15 protein-coding genes and 1 tRNA gene are annotated in these 16,237 nt (G+C 63.5%); 13 read left to right on the top strand and 3 right to left on the bottom strand.

Translation table 11 applies throughout. From position 1 onward, the window contains the following. The coding region (locus ACFDTG_RS02575; protein ID WP_375289519.1) for an amino acid--tRNA ligase-related protein at nt 1-759 on the top strand (759 nt) is incomplete at its 5' end. A 45-nt stretch (nt 760-804) separates the two neighbouring features. On the opposite strand, the gene ACFDTG_RS02570 is transcribed toward ACFDTG_RS02575, so the two are convergent. Continuing rightward, nucleotides 805-1,575 carry a CsgG/HfaB family protein gene (locus ACFDTG_RS02570; protein WP_375289518.1) on the bottom strand — a complete coding sequence of 257 codons (771 nt, stop codon included), beginning with the start codon at nt 1,573-1,575 and terminating at the stop codon, nt 805-807. A 319-nt stretch (nt 1,576-1,894) separates the two neighbouring features. On the opposite strand from ACFDTG_RS02570, the gene ACFDTG_RS02565 reads away from it, so the two are divergent. The 10 genes from ACFDTG_RS02565 (at nt 1,895) to ACFDTG_RS02520 (ending at nt 12,161) form a co-directional block, all read left to right on the top strand. Then, nucleotides 1,895-2,134: an acyl carrier protein gene (locus ACFDTG_RS02565; protein ID WP_375289517.1), complete on the top strand. Its 240-nt coding sequence runs from the start codon at nt 1,895-1,897 to the stop codon at nt 2,132-2,134. A 150-nt stretch (nt 2,135-2,284) separates the two neighbouring features. After that, the gene (gene fabF, locus ACFDTG_RS02560; protein ID WP_375289516.1) at nt 2,285-3,544 is read left to right on the top strand and encodes a beta-ketoacyl-ACP synthase II; all 1,260 of its coding nucleotides are present in this window, start codon (nt 2,285-2,287) and stop codon (nt 3,542-3,544) included. Between the two features lie 2 nt (nt 3,545-3,546). After that, nucleotides 3,547-4,509 carry an endolytic transglycosylase MltG gene (gene mltG / locus ACFDTG_RS02555; protein WP_375289515.1) on the top strand — a complete coding sequence of 321 codons (963 nt, stop codon included), beginning with the start codon at nt 3,547-3,549 and terminating at the stop codon, nt 4,507-4,509. Then, nucleotides 4,506-5,036: a 2'-5' RNA ligase family protein gene (locus ACFDTG_RS02550; protein ID WP_375289514.1), complete on the top strand. Its 531-nt coding sequence runs from the start codon at nt 4,506-4,508 to the stop codon at nt 5,034-5,036. Before mltG ends, ACFDTG_RS02550 begins: the two co-directional genes overlap by 4 nt. A 20-nt stretch (nt 5,037-5,056) precedes the next feature. Next, nucleotides 5,057-5,734, top strand: coding sequence for a cyclic nucleotide-binding domain-containing protein (locus ACFDTG_RS02545; RefSeq protein ID WP_375289513.1), 678 nt, complete (start codon nt 5,057-5,059; stop codon nt 5,732-5,734). Between the two features lie 94 nt (nt 5,735-5,828). Beyond that, nucleotides 5,829-5,905, top strand: a tRNA-Met gene (locus tag ACFDTG_RS02540). A 367-nt stretch (nt 5,906-6,272) separates the two neighbouring features. Beyond that, a complete protein-coding gene (locus ACFDTG_RS02535; protein ID WP_375289512.1) occupies nt 6,273-7,682 on the top strand; it encodes an FAD-binding oxidoreductase in 1,410 nt (469 codons plus the stop codon). Nucleotides 7,683-7,703: 21 nt separating this feature from the next. After that, nucleotides 7,704-9,212 carry a permease gene (locus tag ACFDTG_RS02530; protein WP_375289511.1) on the top strand — a complete coding sequence of 503 codons (1,509 nt, stop codon included), beginning with the start codon at nt 7,704-7,706 and terminating at the stop codon, nt 9,210-9,212. Further along, nucleotides 9,209-10,240, top strand: coding sequence for a serine hydrolase domain-containing protein (locus ACFDTG_RS02525; protein WP_375289510.1), 1,032 nt, complete (start codon nt 9,209-9,211; stop codon nt 10,238-10,240). Before ACFDTG_RS02530 ends, ACFDTG_RS02525 begins: the two co-directional genes overlap by 4 nt. Nucleotides 10,241-10,313: 73 nt before the next feature. Further along, entirely contained in the window at nt 10,314-12,161 is a 1,848-nt protein-coding gene (locus ACFDTG_RS02520) for an amidohydrolase family protein (RefSeq protein WP_375289509.1), read from the top strand. A gap of 7 nt (nt 12,162-12,168) precedes the next feature. On the opposite strand, the gene ACFDTG_RS02515 is transcribed toward ACFDTG_RS02520, so the two are convergent. Next, nucleotides 12,169-13,089, bottom strand: a complete 921-nt coding sequence (locus ACFDTG_RS02515) for an N-acetylmuramic acid 6-phosphate etherase (RefSeq protein WP_375289508.1) — start codon at nt 13,087-13,089, stop codon at nt 12,169-12,171. A 40-nt stretch (nt 13,090-13,129) separates the two neighbouring features. Here ACFDTG_RS02515 and ACFDTG_RS02510 point away from each other — a divergent pair, with 40 nt between their 5' ends. After that, nucleotides 13,130-14,173, top strand: coding sequence for an SIS domain-containing protein (locus tag ACFDTG_RS02510; RefSeq protein WP_375289507.1), 1,044 nt, complete (start codon nt 13,130-13,132; stop codon nt 14,171-14,173). Continuing rightward, a complete protein-coding gene (nagA, locus tag ACFDTG_RS02505) occupies nt 14,170-15,306 on the top strand; it encodes an N-acetylglucosamine-6-phosphate deacetylase (RefSeq protein ID WP_375289506.1) in 1,137 nt (378 codons plus the stop codon). Before ACFDTG_RS02510 ends, nagA begins: the two co-directional genes overlap by 4 nt. On the opposite strand, the gene ACFDTG_RS02500 is transcribed toward nagA, so the two are convergent. Beyond that, a complete protein-coding gene (locus ACFDTG_RS02500) occupies nt 15,303-16,172 on the bottom strand; it encodes a BadF/BadG/BcrA/BcrD ATPase family protein (protein ID WP_375289505.1) in 870 nt (289 codons plus the stop codon). The two genes, nagA and ACFDTG_RS02500, sit on opposite strands and share 4 nt — an antisense overlap. Nucleotides 16,173-16,237: the final 65 nt, after the last annotated feature.

Raw genomic sequence — 16,237 nt, 5'->3', positions numbered from 1 at the left:
GGGGAATTCGGCGGCCCGATCGCCAAGAACCATGGCACCGAGGGCATGGAAAAGCTCTATGCCGAGTTGGGTCTGGGGGAGAACGACGGGCTTTTCTTCGCCGCAGGCAAGGAAAAGGATGCGGCCAAGCTCGCCGGCGCGGCGCGCACGCGCGTGGCCGAAGAGCTGGGGCTGATCGAGCAGGGCTGCTTCAAGTTTTGCTGGATCGTAGACTTCCCGATGTTCGAATATGACGAGGACGCGAAGAAGATCGATTTCAGCCACAATCCCTTCTCGATGCCGCAGGGCGAGATGGAGGCGCTGGAGACCCAGGACCCTCTGGAGATCAAGGCTTGGCAGTACGACATCGTCTGCAACGGCTACGAACTTTCGAGCGGCGCCATCCGGAACCACAAGCCCGAGATCATGTACAAGGCGTTCGAGATTGCCGGCTATTCGAAGGCCGATGTGGACGCCAACTTCAGCGGCATGATCGAGGCCTTCAAGCTGGGCGCACCGCCGCATGGCGGTTCCGCGCCCGGGATCGATCGCATCGTGATGCTGCTGGCCGACGAGCCCAACATCCGCGAGGTCATCGCTTTCCCGCTCAACCAGCGGGCGCAGGATCTGATGATGGGCGCGCCGAGCATGGTCAGTGCGCGCCAGCTGCGCGATGTGCATGTGCGCCTGATGGAACAGCCGAAGGGCGATACGGCCCAATCGAAGGACATGAACGGCGGCGCTACGGATCGGGACGAGGATCCGGGCGAGAACGCCTGATCTGCGCCCGGCTTCACGCCGGATGCGCAGACCAGGGGTCTTCTGTCAGCGGGCCTGCGGCGCGGCTGCCGACGCGTTTTCCGGCAGTCCACCCAGCTGGGTCACAAGCTTGGTATAGGCATCGAGATAGGCCAGCACGATGACCTGGCCGATCTCGGTGTTCTGGTATCCGCTGGCTCCGGCCGCGCCGAAACCGCTCCACCAGCCGCCGCCGGCACCGCCGCGAAACGACAGGTCGGACTTGCGCGAATAGCCTTCAACCAGCGCCTCCTCGACGGTGGTGCGCGCATTGACCACGCTCAGCGTGACGTTGGCTTCCTTCTTCCTGATATTGATGCCGCCAGCTATCCCGCCCAGAAAACTGCGTCCCAGGAGACCGCCCGCTATGGTACCTAGGCCACCGCCGCCACTGTTGGAATTGCTGCTGACGATGTCGGGCTGAAGGAAATAATCGGCTGCCTTCACCTGGCCCCCGCCGATATTCGAACCTTCCTGCAATTCGCCCTGCTCGGCAAGGGCGCGCTCCATGGCGCGGTTTTGCAGGCTTCGGCCGCGGTTGACCAGCGTGAAACAGCCGGATCGCTGTACGAATACCCGCAGGATCGCCTCCGGGCTACCCAGGCTCAGTTCGCGCCACCACTGTGTGTCCGGTTCAACGATGGCGATGGTGCCGAGATTTCTCGTGCAGATGGGGATCTCCGCCGTCCCCTGGGATTGCGCCTTGCGACCGGATGATTCGTCTTTCGCCATGGCTGGCGAACTGGCCACCAGTCCAGCCATGCCAGCTGCAATTGCCAAAACTTTCGCGAATTTCATTGCATTAAGCCCCCTCATAGGAATGTGCATAAGGCGCGCCCGGTTTGCTGGCGTCTGTGCATTCGCGATCCCGTGATGCCTCATAACATCTGGAGTCAGCTTCGACCAATCCCGTAGGCGTGTCGCTCGCAAGTTAGGCGTAGCGCGATCACTGCGGGCCTTGCCCCGATCCACAGCCATCGACTCGCTCAGCATTTTTCGACAGTCGGCGCGAACAGCGCCTCGATCTGCGAATGTTGGCGGGCAGGGCACTTGCCAGCCCTTGCGTCGTTCACTAGGGCGACAGGCAACCCAACCCCCAAGTTCGAGAGGGAATAAAATGAGCGATACTGCCGAACGCGTGCAGAAGATCGTCGTCGAGCATCTCGGCGTCGAAGCAGAGAAAGTCACGCCGGAAGCCAATTTCATCGACGATCTGGGTGCTGACAGCCTGGACATCGTCGAACTCGTGATGGCTTTCGAGGAAGAATTCGGCGTCGAAATCCCTGACGACGACGCGGCCGAGAAGATCGCCACCGTCGGCGACGCGACCAAGTACATCGACGAACACAAGGGCTGAGCCCGTCGCGCCCGATCGGCCGGCCAAGGCTTGTCGCTCCGTCGTGATCGAAGCTTTTTCGGCAGGCTCGGCCCCCAGGGGGTTCGGGCCTGTTGGCGTATGGGATGTGCCGTACCTATCTGGCAGCCTACTGGAATGTGGAGAGTTTGAATGCGCCGTGTTGTCGTAACCGGTCTGGGTCTCGTGACGCCGCTGGGCGCTGACGTGGAAACGAGTTGGAAAAACCTGATCGCCGGCCGCAGCGGGGCCGCGCAGATCACCCATTTCGACGCGTCGGATCAGAAGTGCACCATCGCCTGCGAGGTGAAGGCGAAGGACCACGAATTCGGTTTCGATCCGGACAAGCGGGTCGATCCCAAGATCCAGCGCCAGGTCGATCCCTTCATCGTCTTCGGCATCGATGCAGCCGGCCAGGCGCTCGAGGACGCGGGCCTCACCGACATGGACGAGGCGACCAAGGAGCGCGCCGGTGTATCCATCGGCGCGGGTATCGGCGGCTTGCCGGGAATCGAAAGCGAATCGATCAACCTGCATGAGCGTGGCCCCAGCAGGGTCAGCCCCCACTTCGTTCACGGGCGTCTCATCAACCTCGTGGGTGGGCAGGTTTCGATCAAATACGGCCTCATGGGCCCCAACCACGCCGTCGTGACAGCCTGTTCCACCGGCGCGCACTCGATCGGCGACGCGGCGCGTATGATCAAGGATGACGATGCCGACATCATGCTGGCCGGCGGTGCGGAATCCACGATCAACCCGCTGGGTGTGGCCGGGTTCGCCCAGGCCCGTGCGCTCAACACAAGCATGAACGACACGCCCGAAAAGGCGAGCCGCCCCTACGACAAGAATCGCCAGGGCTTCGTGATGGGCGAGGGCGCCGGCGTGGTCGTGCTGGAGGAATACGAACACGCCAAGGCGCGCGGCGCGAAGATCTACGCCGAGGTAGTCGGATACGGCCTTTCGGGCGACGCCTATCATGTGACCGCTCCGCATCCTGAGGGGCGCGGCGCGGAACTGGCCATGAAGATGGCGCTCAAGAAATCCGGCTTGGAGCCCTGCGACATCGATTATGTCAACGCGCACGGCACCAGCACCATGGCGGACACGATCGAACTGGCAGCGGTCAAGCGCGTGCTGGGCGATGATCTGTGCGGCGCCAGCATGTCGAGCACCAAATCCGCCATCGGCCACCTTCTTGGGGGAGCAGGCGCTGTGGAAGCGGTGTTCTGCATCCTCGCGATCCGCGACCAGATCGTGCCGCCGACGCTCAATCTGGATGACCCCGACGAAGGAACCGAGGGCGTCGATCTCGTGCCGCACACAGCGAAGAAGCGTGAAGTGAAGGCCGCGCTCAGCAACAGCTTCGGCTTCGGCGGGACCAATGCGAGCGTCATCTTCACGAAGGTGGATTAACGATGCGGCGCCTCGGCTGCTTGTTGATCGGGCTCGTGGCCGCGGCCTTCCTGGCGTGGTTTGCAGGCGGATGGTGGCTTGGCGGAACCCTCAATGAAGAGGCCGCCTTCACTGTGCCGGCAGGCGCCACATTGACCTCCGCTGCGGAAAAGCTGGAGGAAGAGGGGGCCATTTCAAGCGCCAGTTCTTTCCTTCTGCGCGCAAAGATCCTGGGCTCCGGCGATGGAATTCAGGCGGGCGAGTTCGCCTTGCCTGCGGCGGCGAGCGAAGCCAAGATTCTTGACACCCTTCAGCATGGCCAGCCGATCCGGCGGATGGTGACGATCCCCGAAGGCATGCCTTCGATCCTGGTGTGGGAGAGACTGAAGGCGGAAAAGCTGCTGACCGGCGACATACCGGTGCCCGCGGAGGGCAGCGTGCTGCCGGACAGCTATGATTTCCAGCGCGGCGAAACGCGCGCCGCGGTCCTTAAGCGCATGCAGGCTGCGATGACCGAATATCTTGCCCAGGCATGGAAGAACCGCAAGCCGACGACGGTGGCCAAAACCCCGCGCGAGGCGGTAATTCTCGCTTCGGTGGTGGAGAAGGAAACTGCCAAGGCGAGCGAGCGCCCGATGGTGGCGGGCGTGATGTCGAACCGGGTTCGTATCGGGATGATGCTGGGTGCCGATGCCACCGCGATCTATCCGATTACCAAGGGCAAGCCGTTAGGCAGGCTCATTCGCCGATCCGAACTGCGCGATCCCAATCCATACAACACGCGCGCAATCGCCGGGTTGCCGGTGGGGCCGATCACCAATCCCGGCCGCGAATCCATCGCTGCAGTCCTCGATCCCGCCAAGACCGAGGCTCTGTATTATGTAGCAGACGGCACCGGTGGCCATGTGTTTGCCAATACGCTGGCCGAGCACAATGCCAATGTCGCCAAATGGCGCGCGATCAGGCGCGCCCGCGGCGAAATGTGAGCGACGACGCGCCATTCATCCTGACCGCCGAATTACCGGCAGACCTGCATCGCTGGGCCACGCGCCTGCGGGACCGCCATTTTCCGCCGGAGCGAAATTTTCTCGAAGCGCACGTCACTCTGTTCCATGCGCTGCCTTCCCTGTTGGGCGACGAGCTGCAAACCCTCCTTGCACGTCTCGCCAGCGAGAATGCTCCGATTCCCGCAAGGCTCGACAGTGTTATGAATCTCGGGCGCGGAACGGCTCTGAAGGTCAGCAGCAATGACCTGCTGGCGCTGCGCGATCGGATCGCCGAACATTTTCACGGCATGCTGACCGCTCAGGACCAGCATCGCCCCCGGCTCCATATTACCGTCCAGAACAAGGTGCCGCCTGCCGAGGCACGCGCGCTTCGGTCGGAATTGGCCGAAGAGTTTGCGCCACGCGATTTCGCCTTCCCCGGGATGGCCCTGTTCCGCTATCGTGGTGGCCCTTGGGAGGCGGTTCGGCGCTTCGCCTTCCGGCCGCCCGGGCGGCGGCGAAGCTAGGTGCCGACGGGGGGATAGCAATGGAAACAGCCTATCTGATCGCACATATCGCCGCACTCCTGCTGGTTGTCGCTGCGGTGATGACACGGGTGCGCACGATGCGGCTGATGATGACGCTGGCGGGCCTTGTCGCATTGGTCAACTTCGTTCTGGCTGGTTCGTCCGTGGTCTGGATATTGTGGTCGGGCTTGTTCGCGGCGGTGAACCTGGTGCACTTTGCGGCGCTCGAAATGCGGGCTCGCAGCGGCAAGCTGCTCGAGGAAGAGCGCGAACTTTTCGACGAAGTCATGAAAATCACGGAGCCTGGGCAACAACGGCATCTGCGCGACCTCATGAAGTGGCAGGATATCTCACCGGGCGAATGCCTGATGAAGCAGGGCCAGGCTGCGCCCCCCCTGGTATACGTTGCCAGAGGTCGGGCCGATATTGAGGTCGACGCGAAACGGGTTGGGGAATGCGGTCCCGGAGATTTCCTGGGCGAGATGAGCCTCATATCGGGTCATAGGGCCAGCGCCACGGTGTGCGCGGCCGATCCGATGCGGGTCGCCACACTCGATCGAGATGCGCTGGCGCAATTGTCCCGCACTGCGCCGGAAATCGGGCGCGCGCTCGACAGTGCCCTCAATCGCAGCCTGGCCGCAAAGGTCGTGCGAATGAACGAAACCCTCAAGGCGCACGGCGCCGGCGGCGAGGCATGAGCGCAATTCTATCAAAAAGCCGCATTGACCAGACGCACATCGCGCCCTAAACGCGCCGCCTGCCCGGGGCTGAAGCCTCGAATTGGCCCTGTGGGGCGGAGTAGCTCAGTCGGTTAGAGCGGTGGAATCATAATCCATGTGTCGGGGGTTCGAATCCCTCCTCCGCTACCAAATCCCGTTTGTTGTCAGACGCGCAGATTTGCCAGCTTGCGCAAAGCGACCAGCCTCTTCGGTAAACCGCGAGTGCAAGAGCCGGCGACGCCGAAACCATGGCCTCACCCAGCAGGCAGTAAATTTCTCGAACCCGGGGTGCCGCCTCGACTGCACATAGCCATTTGGCATGAGGCTGAGAACCGGCAGCCGATATGGTGGCCAAGCCGATGCGGCTAATCTACGCAATATTCGCCGAGGCATCCGAGGAGGCGCAGGGTCGTATGATCAAAGTTTTCGAAACGAAGCCGGCCGGCGCCGCCGGCATGCGGGCTTCCAATGTGTTTTTTCACCTTGGTGCTCTGCGGCCGTGCATACGGAGCGCGCGATGAATGATTTGCTCGATGCCCTGACGGAAGAGATGTCGCCGCTGTTCGGGGAGCGCTGGATCACCAGCCCCTCGCGGCTCGCGACCTTCGCTCTTTCCGAAGGGCATCACGCAAAAGTGACGCCTTCAATCGTCGTGCAACCCGAAACGACCGAAGAGGTGTGCACGATCATGGCCGCCACTCACCGGCGCGGCATCCCGGTGGTGGCGCTGGGAGCGGGCACTTCACTCGAGGGCAATGCCAGCCCCGTGGAGCGAGGGATCACGATCGACTTCGGCAAGATGGACCGGATCCTCGAAGTGAGTGCGCCCGATATGCTGTGCGTCGTTCAACCGGGCGTCACCCGGATCGATCTCAACACCGAACTGCGTACCACCGGCCTCTTCTTTCCGCTCGATCCGGGGGCCAATGCCACCATCGGCGGCATGATCGCGACGCGTGCGTCCGGCACCAACGCGGTGCGATACGGCACCATGCGCGAAACGGTTCTGGCGCTCAAAGTGGTCCTGCCCGATGGGACCCTGATCAAAACCGGTTCCCGCGCGCGCAAATCCGCCGCAGGATACGATCTCACCCATCTCTTCACCGGATCGGAGGGGACGCTCGGCTTGGTCGTCGAGGCGACATTGCGCCTGCACGGCATCCCCGAGAAGATATTAGCCGGAAGCTTCACCTTCGACACGATCGAGGGCGCGGTTTCTACCGTCATCAACACCATTCAGCTTGGTGTCGGCGTGGCGCGTATGGAGCTGCTCGATCCGGCTGCAATCCGCGCATGCAACGCCTTTTCTCATCTCGATCTGCCAGAGTTGCCGACGTTGTTCATCGAGCTGCATGGAGGTGAAGCGATCATCGAAGACCAGCGTATGACGATCGAAGCTATCGGGAAGGACAACGGCGGACGCGATTTCCAGATGTCGAGCGATGCCGATGAGCGCAATCGCCTTTTTCGCGCGCGGCATGATGCCCTGCCGGCGGCGCGTGCGACGCGGCCAGGCGCGGTTGTATGGTCGACCGACGTCTGCGTCCCGATCTCGCACCTCTCCGATGCGATAGCCAGCGCGCATGCTGCCATCGCCGATGCCGGTCTGACCGCACCTATCGTGGGGCACGTGGGTGACGGAAATTTCCACGTACTTTTCGCGCTAGATCCCGATGATCAGGAAGAACGCCAGCGGGCGGAACGCGTGAACGAGGCACTCGTCGACCATGCGCTATCGGTCGGCGGGACGTGCACGGGGGAACACGGGATCGGGCTTGGTAAGCGGGAGGCGCTGCTGCGTGAGCATGGGGAGGGGGCGGTGGATCTCATGCGAACGTTGAAGCGTGCCATCGATCCCGATGCGCGGCTCAACCCCGGCAAGATATTTGCCATCGCACCGCAAGCCGACGCAGCCAAGCATGATTGACTTGGCTGTAGGCACCGGCGGATGATTGCCGGCAAACGAGGAAAGCTGCGGCAGGTCGATCCGGATCGGCGCCGTCTGATGCTGCTTTATCTGCTGTTGGGGTTTTCCGCCGGACTGCCCTTCTACATGTTCAACGCGGTGCTGACGCTGCGCCTATCCCGGCACGGCGTAGATATCGCATTGATCGGTTTTTTCGCCTGGGTGGCGTTGTTACCGACTTTCAAGTTTCTCTGGGCACCGATCGTCGACCGGCTCAGCGTACCGGGGTTTTCCAGCTTCTGGGGCCAGCGGCGCGGCTGGATCATGCTGTCGCAACTGGGAATTTTCGCCGCGATGGTGGCAATGGCGTTCACTGCGGACGATACCAACCTCCCGCTTGTCGCGCTGTTCGCGATCCTCTTGGCGTTCTGGACCACGACGCTGGAGGTGGCGGCAGATGGTTGGCGTATCGAGCTGGCCCCGACGCAGGAAGCGCAGGGTCCGATCGTGGCGGCGAACCTCTGGGGCTATCGAAGCGCGATGGTTGCGGCGGGGAGCGGCGCGGCGCTGGTTGCGGCACGCGCGGACTGGATGTGGGCTTATCTTGCGATTGCCCTGCTCGCGTTTCTCCCCTTTCCCGTGCTTGCGGCGATGCGCCCTGAACCGCTAGCCGTGGCGAAGCGTACCGGCGCGCTTCTCCGGGGGCTGGGGGTAAGTGTCCCGATCCTCGTGCTTTCCTCCCTCGCCACGGCGCTCGTCGGATGGCTCGCACTTCGCGGTTTCAGTGCGTTGGGCATCACGTCCGACAGCAATGTCACCCCTTATGTCCTGGTCATCTGCATGCTGCCGTTCCTCGCCCTGGCAGTGGCGCTGCCCCGCATCCGCAAGATGGGAGAGGATGCACCGTGGCGCCGCTCTCCTGCCCTCGGGCCATACGTCGATATCTTCTGGCGCTATGGCTTTGCCACCTTGCTGGTGCTGGGGTTCGTGTCTCTTTACAGGGTCGGCGATGTGCTGGCGCTGACCCTTTCCCACCCGATGTGGGATGCGCGCGGCTATTCGCTGAATCAGATCGGCATTGCTGATGGTGCCGTGGCGCTGCCGGCCAGCATCGTCGGCGTCGCCATAGGAGGGTGGATCGCCGCGCGTTGGCGGCTCGGCTGGGCGCTGGCCGTGGGCGCTCTTTTCGCCGCGCTTGGCAATTGGGTCTATGTCTGGCTCTGGCAGGCGCGACCGGAAGGATGGATACTCTATGCCAGCGTGGCCGCGGATCAGTTCGGCAACGGCTTGGCCGGGGCGGTGTTCGTGGTTTATCTGTCCATGCTGGTGAACCCCCGTTTCCCATCGGCGCAATACGCATTCCTGTCGGGATTTGCTTTCCTGCTCGCCCGCCTGCTGGCCGGTGCGTCGGGCACGATGCAGCAGGAAATGGGCTATGACGGTTTTTTCCTGCTTTCGGGCGCGCTGAGTTTGGCAGCGATCCTGTTGTTGCCGTTTTTGGCTAGAGTCGTCCCGCGCGGAATGTCTGCCGGGCCGGAGAGACCTGTATGATCGAAGAGTTATGCGAGGGCGGGTTCGGCCCGGCCGCGAAATATCTGGAAGAAGGCAAGGTGCCGTGCGCGACCCTCGGCGTGGTCGATGTCGAGGGCAATCTGGCGGTGCGCTATGCCGGCGATGCTGCAGTCGAGCCGGAACGCGAGGAGCTGACCCGCGAGCATTGGTTCGATCTTGCGTCCGTTTCCAAGGTCATCGCGACCACCACCATGATCCTGAAGCTCGCCGAGCAGGGGAAGCTCGATCTCGATCGCCCTCTGACCGATGCCATTCCGGACCTTCGCCAATATGATCTTGCCTGGGCCCCCGAGCGCCAGCTGACGTTCCGCGATTGCCTGGCCCACCGCACCTTTCTGCCGGCGGTGTTCCCGATCTACACCTATGGCGACGATCCTGCGCGCATGCGCGCCTTCGTCCTGCAGCGTGCCTGGCCGCTCGGCCCTCCGGTCTACTCGGACATCAATTTCATCCTACTGGGCATAGCCATAGAACGCATTACGGGAGAGCCGCTGAGCGCGTGGCCGCTTGGTGACGGGCTGAGTTACGGTCCCCCGCCCGGACCCGCAGTCGCGACCGAGCGCTGTTCCTGGCGCGGGCGGGTTCTGAAAGGGGAGGTGCATGACGAAAACGCCGCCGCGCTCGGAGGCGCCCCAGGCCATGCCGGACTGTTCGGGACGGTCGACGGGGTGCTCGGTTTTGCGCGTGACCTGATACAGGGCAAGGTACTGTCTCCACCGATGATGGAAGCTATCCGAACGCCATTGGACCATAGCCGTACCTGCGGCTGGGAATCCGCCTATGGAGGCTGGCCGGGCGGCTTGACCTGCTCGAGATCCACCATCGGACACACTGGCTTTACCGGGACCGGCTTGTGGATCGACTTCGAACGGGGGCTTGCCTGGACGCTGCTCACCAATAGGGTCCACCCGACCCGGCATGACGCAATGCATATCAAACCCCTGCGGCGGGACACGGGCGAGGCGATAATTGCCGCATGGGATCGCCTGCAAGGTCGATCGCAGTGATGATGGTGGGGACTGAGTATACGGCAGGTCGCGGGGCCAGGGCGTGATGCGATCGAGAGCTTTGATTGCGGCCATGCTCGCGCTGTGCGCGCTGATGTTCGGCGCGACCGTTTCCGTAGCCCGACCGGATGACGCGGACGCATTCGTAATTCGCAACGCCCGCATTTTCGATGGGACGGGAGCACCGGCTTTCCCCGGCGAAGTTCTCGTCCGCGGTGATACCATCGTGGCCATCGCCCGGCGCGTCGAGCGGCCGCGCGGTGCGGAGGTGATCGATGCCAGGGGCATGACATTGCTGCCCGGATTGCACGATTTGCATACGCATCTGCGCTCGCCCGGCTACGATGCGCCCGAAGATCTCGGTAAGGCATATGCCGGGCAATTGCTGCGCGGGATCACGACGGTAAACGATTATTCGGTTTCCGCGGAGATGCTCGCCCCGATCCGGGAAATGACCGGAACGGCGGGTACGATCCCGGCACCTCATCTCAATCTCGCGATCCGCACCGGCGTACCGGGTGGTCATGGGACCGAATACGGGTGGGGCGATTTCTTCACGATGAAGGCAGCTACGCCGCGCGCCGCCCATCTGGTGATGGCGCGTGCGCTGCCGTACAAGCCGGACGTGATCAAGGTTTTCGCCGATGGGTGGCGGTACGATCGCGATCCCGACCTCAACAGTATGAACCGCGCAACGCTGGCGGCTATCGTTTTCGATGCCCATGCCGCCGGTATCCCCGTGGTGACTCACACTGTGACTCTGGAGGGGGCGAAAATCGCCGCGGCGGCGGGAGTAGATTCGCTCGTCCATGGCGTCGGCGATGCGCTTGTCGACGATGAACTGATCGCGCTGATGAAGCGGAACGGCACCGCCTATGTCGCGACCATGGTGGTGTACGAACCCCAGCAAACCCGCAAGTTCAGCGCTGGCGAATGGGCAAGCCTCAGTCCGCCCGAGCAGGCTCGCGAGCGTGCGCGGCTTGCCCGGCCGAGCGAGCCGGTTGCCGAATATGACGCGGAGCGATGGTCCATCCTTCAGACCAATGTGCGCCGTATCCATGCCGCCGGAATAGATATCGGCATCGGCACGGACTCCGGGATCGGGGGCGTGTACCATGGCCCGGCGGCCATTCGGGAAATCGGTCTGCTGACGACGCTGGGCTTCACGCCTGCGCAGGCGATCGTCGCCGCGACGAGGACAAGCGCACGCATCATGCACGTGGACGACAAGGTGGGGACCATCGCCCCGGGCATGCGCGCGGACATGATCCTGGTCGACGGCAAGCCGGATCAGACCATCGAAGATTTGTGGAACGTGGAAAGGGTCTGGGTCTCAGGCCGCGAAGCGCCTTTGCGCGAGCTACGCAAGCGTCTGGAGAATAGGGCGATGACGCCGCTACCCTTCCATAGGATGGAAGGGCCGATCTATTCCGGCGCGCGGCCCGACGGGAGGAGCGATCTTGATACGCTACCCGTCGACGCATCTGACAGAGGGGCCGATCACAGCCACCTCGATGTCGCGCATCCCGGCACAAGCGAAGACAGTGCTTCCCCGGCCTTTGCACTTGCCCGGTTCGGGGCCAGCGCAAGGCCGTTCGCGCAATGGGTGCTGCCTCTCACCCGCGGTGGCATACAGCTGGCGGATGCGAGCGGGTTCACGGGGATCGCCTTCAAGGCCCGGGGCGCGGGCGATTATCGGCTGCGGATCGAAAGCTATGGCATCGACGGAAGCGACTGGTTCGGTGCGGGTTTCAAGGCCACCGGAGACAGCCGTGAGATATTCATTCCGTTCGCGCAGTTCGAGAGTGGGAACGAGGACATCGCGCTCGATCTCGCGAAGCTGCGGGCCTTGCGTTTCGAACTCAGGGGCTCGCCCGGCGGCACTGCGTGGCTGGAACTGAGCGATGTGCGCTTCTACTAAACCGCCCTCAGCGGCCCCGCATCCCTTCCACCAATCCTGCAAAGTCGCGGGGCGCCTTCGCGATTCGTGCGCGTGCATCCTCGAGACCCATGCCGAGTGCGACGAGAACCGCTGTACGGATGTCTTTCCCGGCGCGCTCCAGAGCTGCACGGGCTTCCGCCTCGCCTACGCCAGCGATTTCGCTCACCATCGCTATTCCGCGCGTCAGCAGCTTGGCGTTGGAAATGCGCATGCTCACCATCAGCCCGCGAAAGACAAATCCCTGGCGGAGCATGATCGCCGTCGAAAGCACGTTGAGCGCCGCCTTTTGCGCGGTGCCGGCTTTCATGCGCGTGGATCCGGCAATGGCTTCGCTTCCGGTGTCGAGCAGGATGGGGTGTTCGGCGGCGGCAAGCAATGGCGTGTCGGCGTTGCAGGCCAGCGAAATGGTCAGGCAGCCGCGCGCTCGCGCTTCTTGCAGTGCGCCCAGCGTATACGGCGTGCGTCCACTGGCGGCGATGCCAATCAGCACGTCGCCCGGCCCCAGCGCCGCATCGCCTACCGCTGCTTGACCCGCATCGGCATCGTCTTCGGCGCCTTCCACGGCGCGCATCATGGCGGCATCGCCGCCAGCGAGAAGGAAAGCCAGCCGCTGCTCGGGCCAGCCGAAAGTGGGTGTGAGTTCGACACCGTCCTGAACCCCGATACGACCCGAGGTGCCCGCGCCCGCATAAGCCAGACGCCCATTGCCCGCCAACCGCTCGGCAGCGGCCTCCGCAGCGCGGGCGATCACGCCCGTCTGGGACTCCAGAGCCACGATCGCCTCTTGTTGGCCTTCGAGCATGGCGCCAACTGCGCGCTCGATGGGCCATCGGTCTATTTCGGCAAGGTTGGGATTCGCGGTCTCGGTGCTCATAGATGCAAGCCTATCGTCCAGCCGGGCGCGCAATCCAATCCTTCTCTATCAAACATGCATATAGGTGATCGTTATGTCTGAGCCCCAGAGCCTAATGCTTCAGGAGGCGGAGAGCGCGGGCACTGTCGTCGAAGGCCAGATCGCCCGAAACCGTAGCCTGATGGTAGATGCGGCAGCCCGCTTGCGGCGTCTGGACCCGCCCTTTGCCCTCACGATCGCCAGGGGTTCTTCCGATCATGCGGCGAATTTCGCCAAGCTGCTGTTCGAAACGCGCCTTGGCATTCCGGTGGTCAGCCAGTCACCATCTCTTGCTACGCTGTATGGCAAGGTTTCCCCAAAAGTGGCCGGGGCATTCGCACTGGCCATCTCGCAATCCGGGAAAAGCCCAGATTTGATCGAAACGGCAAAAGCCGTGCGGGGGCAGGGCGCGTTCCTGGTGGCGATGGTCAACGATCCCGCTTCACCGCTGGCAGAGGAGGCGGATATCGTGATTCCGCTCCACGCAGGTTCGGAGCGTAGTGTTGCAGCCACGAAAAGCTTCATCGCGTCACTCACCGCGATTTCCGATTTGGCTGCGCACTGGGGAGAGGATCGAGGATTGGCGCGAGCGCTCGGCGATGCCGGCGCCTTGCTCGACAATGCCTGGGCCATGGACTGGAGCGAAGCGATCGAGCCGCTTGCCGCGGTTCGCCAAGTTCTGGTTCTTGGCCGGGGGCTGACCTGGCCGATCGCGGCGGAAGCGGCGCTAAAGTTCAAGGAAACGGCCCAGATCCACGCCGAAAGTTTCTCAAGCGCCGAAGTCGCTCACGGTCCGATGGCGCTGGTGGGTGAGGGCGATCCTATCCTGGCGTTCGCGCCTGCGGACGAAGCGGCACAAGGGTTTGCGGAGCGTTTGGCTGCATTCGCGGAACGCGGTGCAAAGGTCATTGCGGCAGGGTCGGAGGATACGACCGCGCCCGCCGCCATCCGTCTACCGATCGCCGGATCGAAGGATCCGGCCGTGACCAGCATCGGCATGATCGCGAGTTTTTATCGCCTGGCCGAAGCGCTGGCCCGCAGGCTCGGTCGCGATCCGGACGATCCGCCCTTTCTGTCCAAGGTCACCCGCACGCGATGACCAATCTCGTTCTCGAAAACGCGACCATCGTAATTCCCGAGGGTCTAAGCGAAGCCGCGGTCGTCATCGAGGCGGGCCGTATTGCCGCTCTGGGGGGCGGATACGAAGGCGCGAAGCGTATCGATCTGGGCGGGGGTTACCTGCTGCCGGGGTTCATCGACACCCAGGTGAACGGCGGTGGCGGAGTGTTGTTAAACGATGATCCGAGCGTCGCCGGGATCGCCACTATCGCGGCGGCCCATCGCAGGTTCGGCACGACGTCTATTCTGCCCACGCTGATCAGCGACGATCTCGCGGTGATCGAGCAGGCAATCGGCGCGATCGATCAGGCCATCGCGGAAGGGATACCGGGCGTGATCGGCCTGCATATCGAAGGCCCCTTCATCAGCAGCGAGCGGCGCGGCATCCACGCGCAACGATTCATGCGCGCCCTCGATGAAGAGGCGCTGACACTGCTGACCCGGCCAACCCGCGGCGTAAGGCTCGTAACCCTCGCGCCGGAATGCGTGGCCCCCGGCACGATCCGCCGGCTTCGCGAAGCAGGGCTGATCGTGGCCGCCGGACACAGCATGGCGACATATGACGAGACCCGCGCTGCCCTCGACGAGGGTCTCGACGGATTCACGCACCTGTTCAACGCCATGACACAGTTCCACAGCCGGGCGCCGGGCATGGTCGGTGCGGCGCTCGAAGACCGTCGAAGCCGGTTCGGGCTGATCGTGGATGGGGAACACGTGCATCCCGCCGCGCTCCGCGTCGCTCTGGCTGCCCGCGGGCTGGAGGGGGGAATGCTGGTGACCGATGCCATGCCGCCGGCAGGAGCGGACATGCCGCGCTTCGATCTTCAAGGCCGCACGATCACTGTCGCCGATGGTTCGCTGCGTGGGGAGGATGGGACGTTGGCGGGATCTGCCCTCACCATGGACCTTGCGCTGCGCAATTCGATGGACATGCTGGGCTTGAGTTTGGCGCAGGCATCACGTTTGGCAAGCGGAAATCCGGCCGCATTCCTGAAACTCGACCGGGAGAGCGGCGGCATTGCGCCGGGGCAACGCGCGGATCTGGTTCACCTCGATGAACGCTATCGTGTCCGGCAGGTGTGGATCGGCGGTCAGCCGCAATTGGGCGTTTAGGCGGGTCTTGCCCGATAACCGGCAAGGTATAGGGCGCCATCCAGCGGATCGCCCATTGCCGGTACCAGCCGCGCCACCGTACGCTCGCGTAACCAGGGGCGCATCCGCTGCGACAGGCCCCCGGCCAGAGAGCAGCGCTGGGCGCCGCGCTGGAATATCGTCTCGATGAAGCGTTCGATATGCAGAACCGCGTCTTCGACGATGGATCGTGCGATCTCGTCATGCGCTTCGGCAAAATCCATGACCAAAGGCGCCATGGCCGCATAATCGGCGGGGGCGGCGCCATCCATCCAGGCAATGGCCCGCACGACTTCGTGACCGAAGCGTGCGGTAATGGCGCTGCTGAGGGGGGTCGGTTTGGTCCGTCCGTCGAGCGCACGCAGCGCGTGGCGCATGGCGCTGAGCCCCAGTGCCGCTCCGCTGCCCTCGTCCGAGATCGGAAAACCGTATCCGCCGATGGAGAAGCTTTTTCCCTCCTGGCGAACATGAGCGATGCTGCCCGTGCCAATGACCAGGATTGCGCCGTCCGCGCCGCCGTGCGCGCCCAGGTTGGCGATCATCCCGTCGCTTTCGAAGGCGCTGGAGGCATATGGGAAGGGAAGGGCGGCAAAGGCCTCGCGCATGCCGGGGCGCGACAGCCCGGCAACGCCGGCACCCATGACGATGTGTTTCAAATCCTCGTCGCCCAGCCCAGCCATCCCCGTCGCCATCGCGCCGACTTCCAGCAGCCGTTCGTGGACGGCCTCGAGACCCAGCCGCGTATTCGACGGGCCGCCTTCGCCCTGTCCGACAACCTCACCGTCGGAAGTGATCAACCGTGCTCGGCATTTACTGCCACCGGCATCGAAGCCCAGATAATAGCGCACAGTTGGATGCCCATGTTTTGCCTGATTGATCGATGGGATATCCGTGGTTGGCCCTCCGCGCAATC

Origin of the sequence: Qipengyuania sp. (assembly GCF_042095715.1) — a bacterium.
GTDB lineage: Bacteria > Pseudomonadota > Alphaproteobacteria > Sphingomonadales > Sphingomonadaceae > Qipengyuania.
Note: the sequence above shows the minus strand (reverse complement) of the source record. Positions and strands in the feature narration are given on the sequence as shown.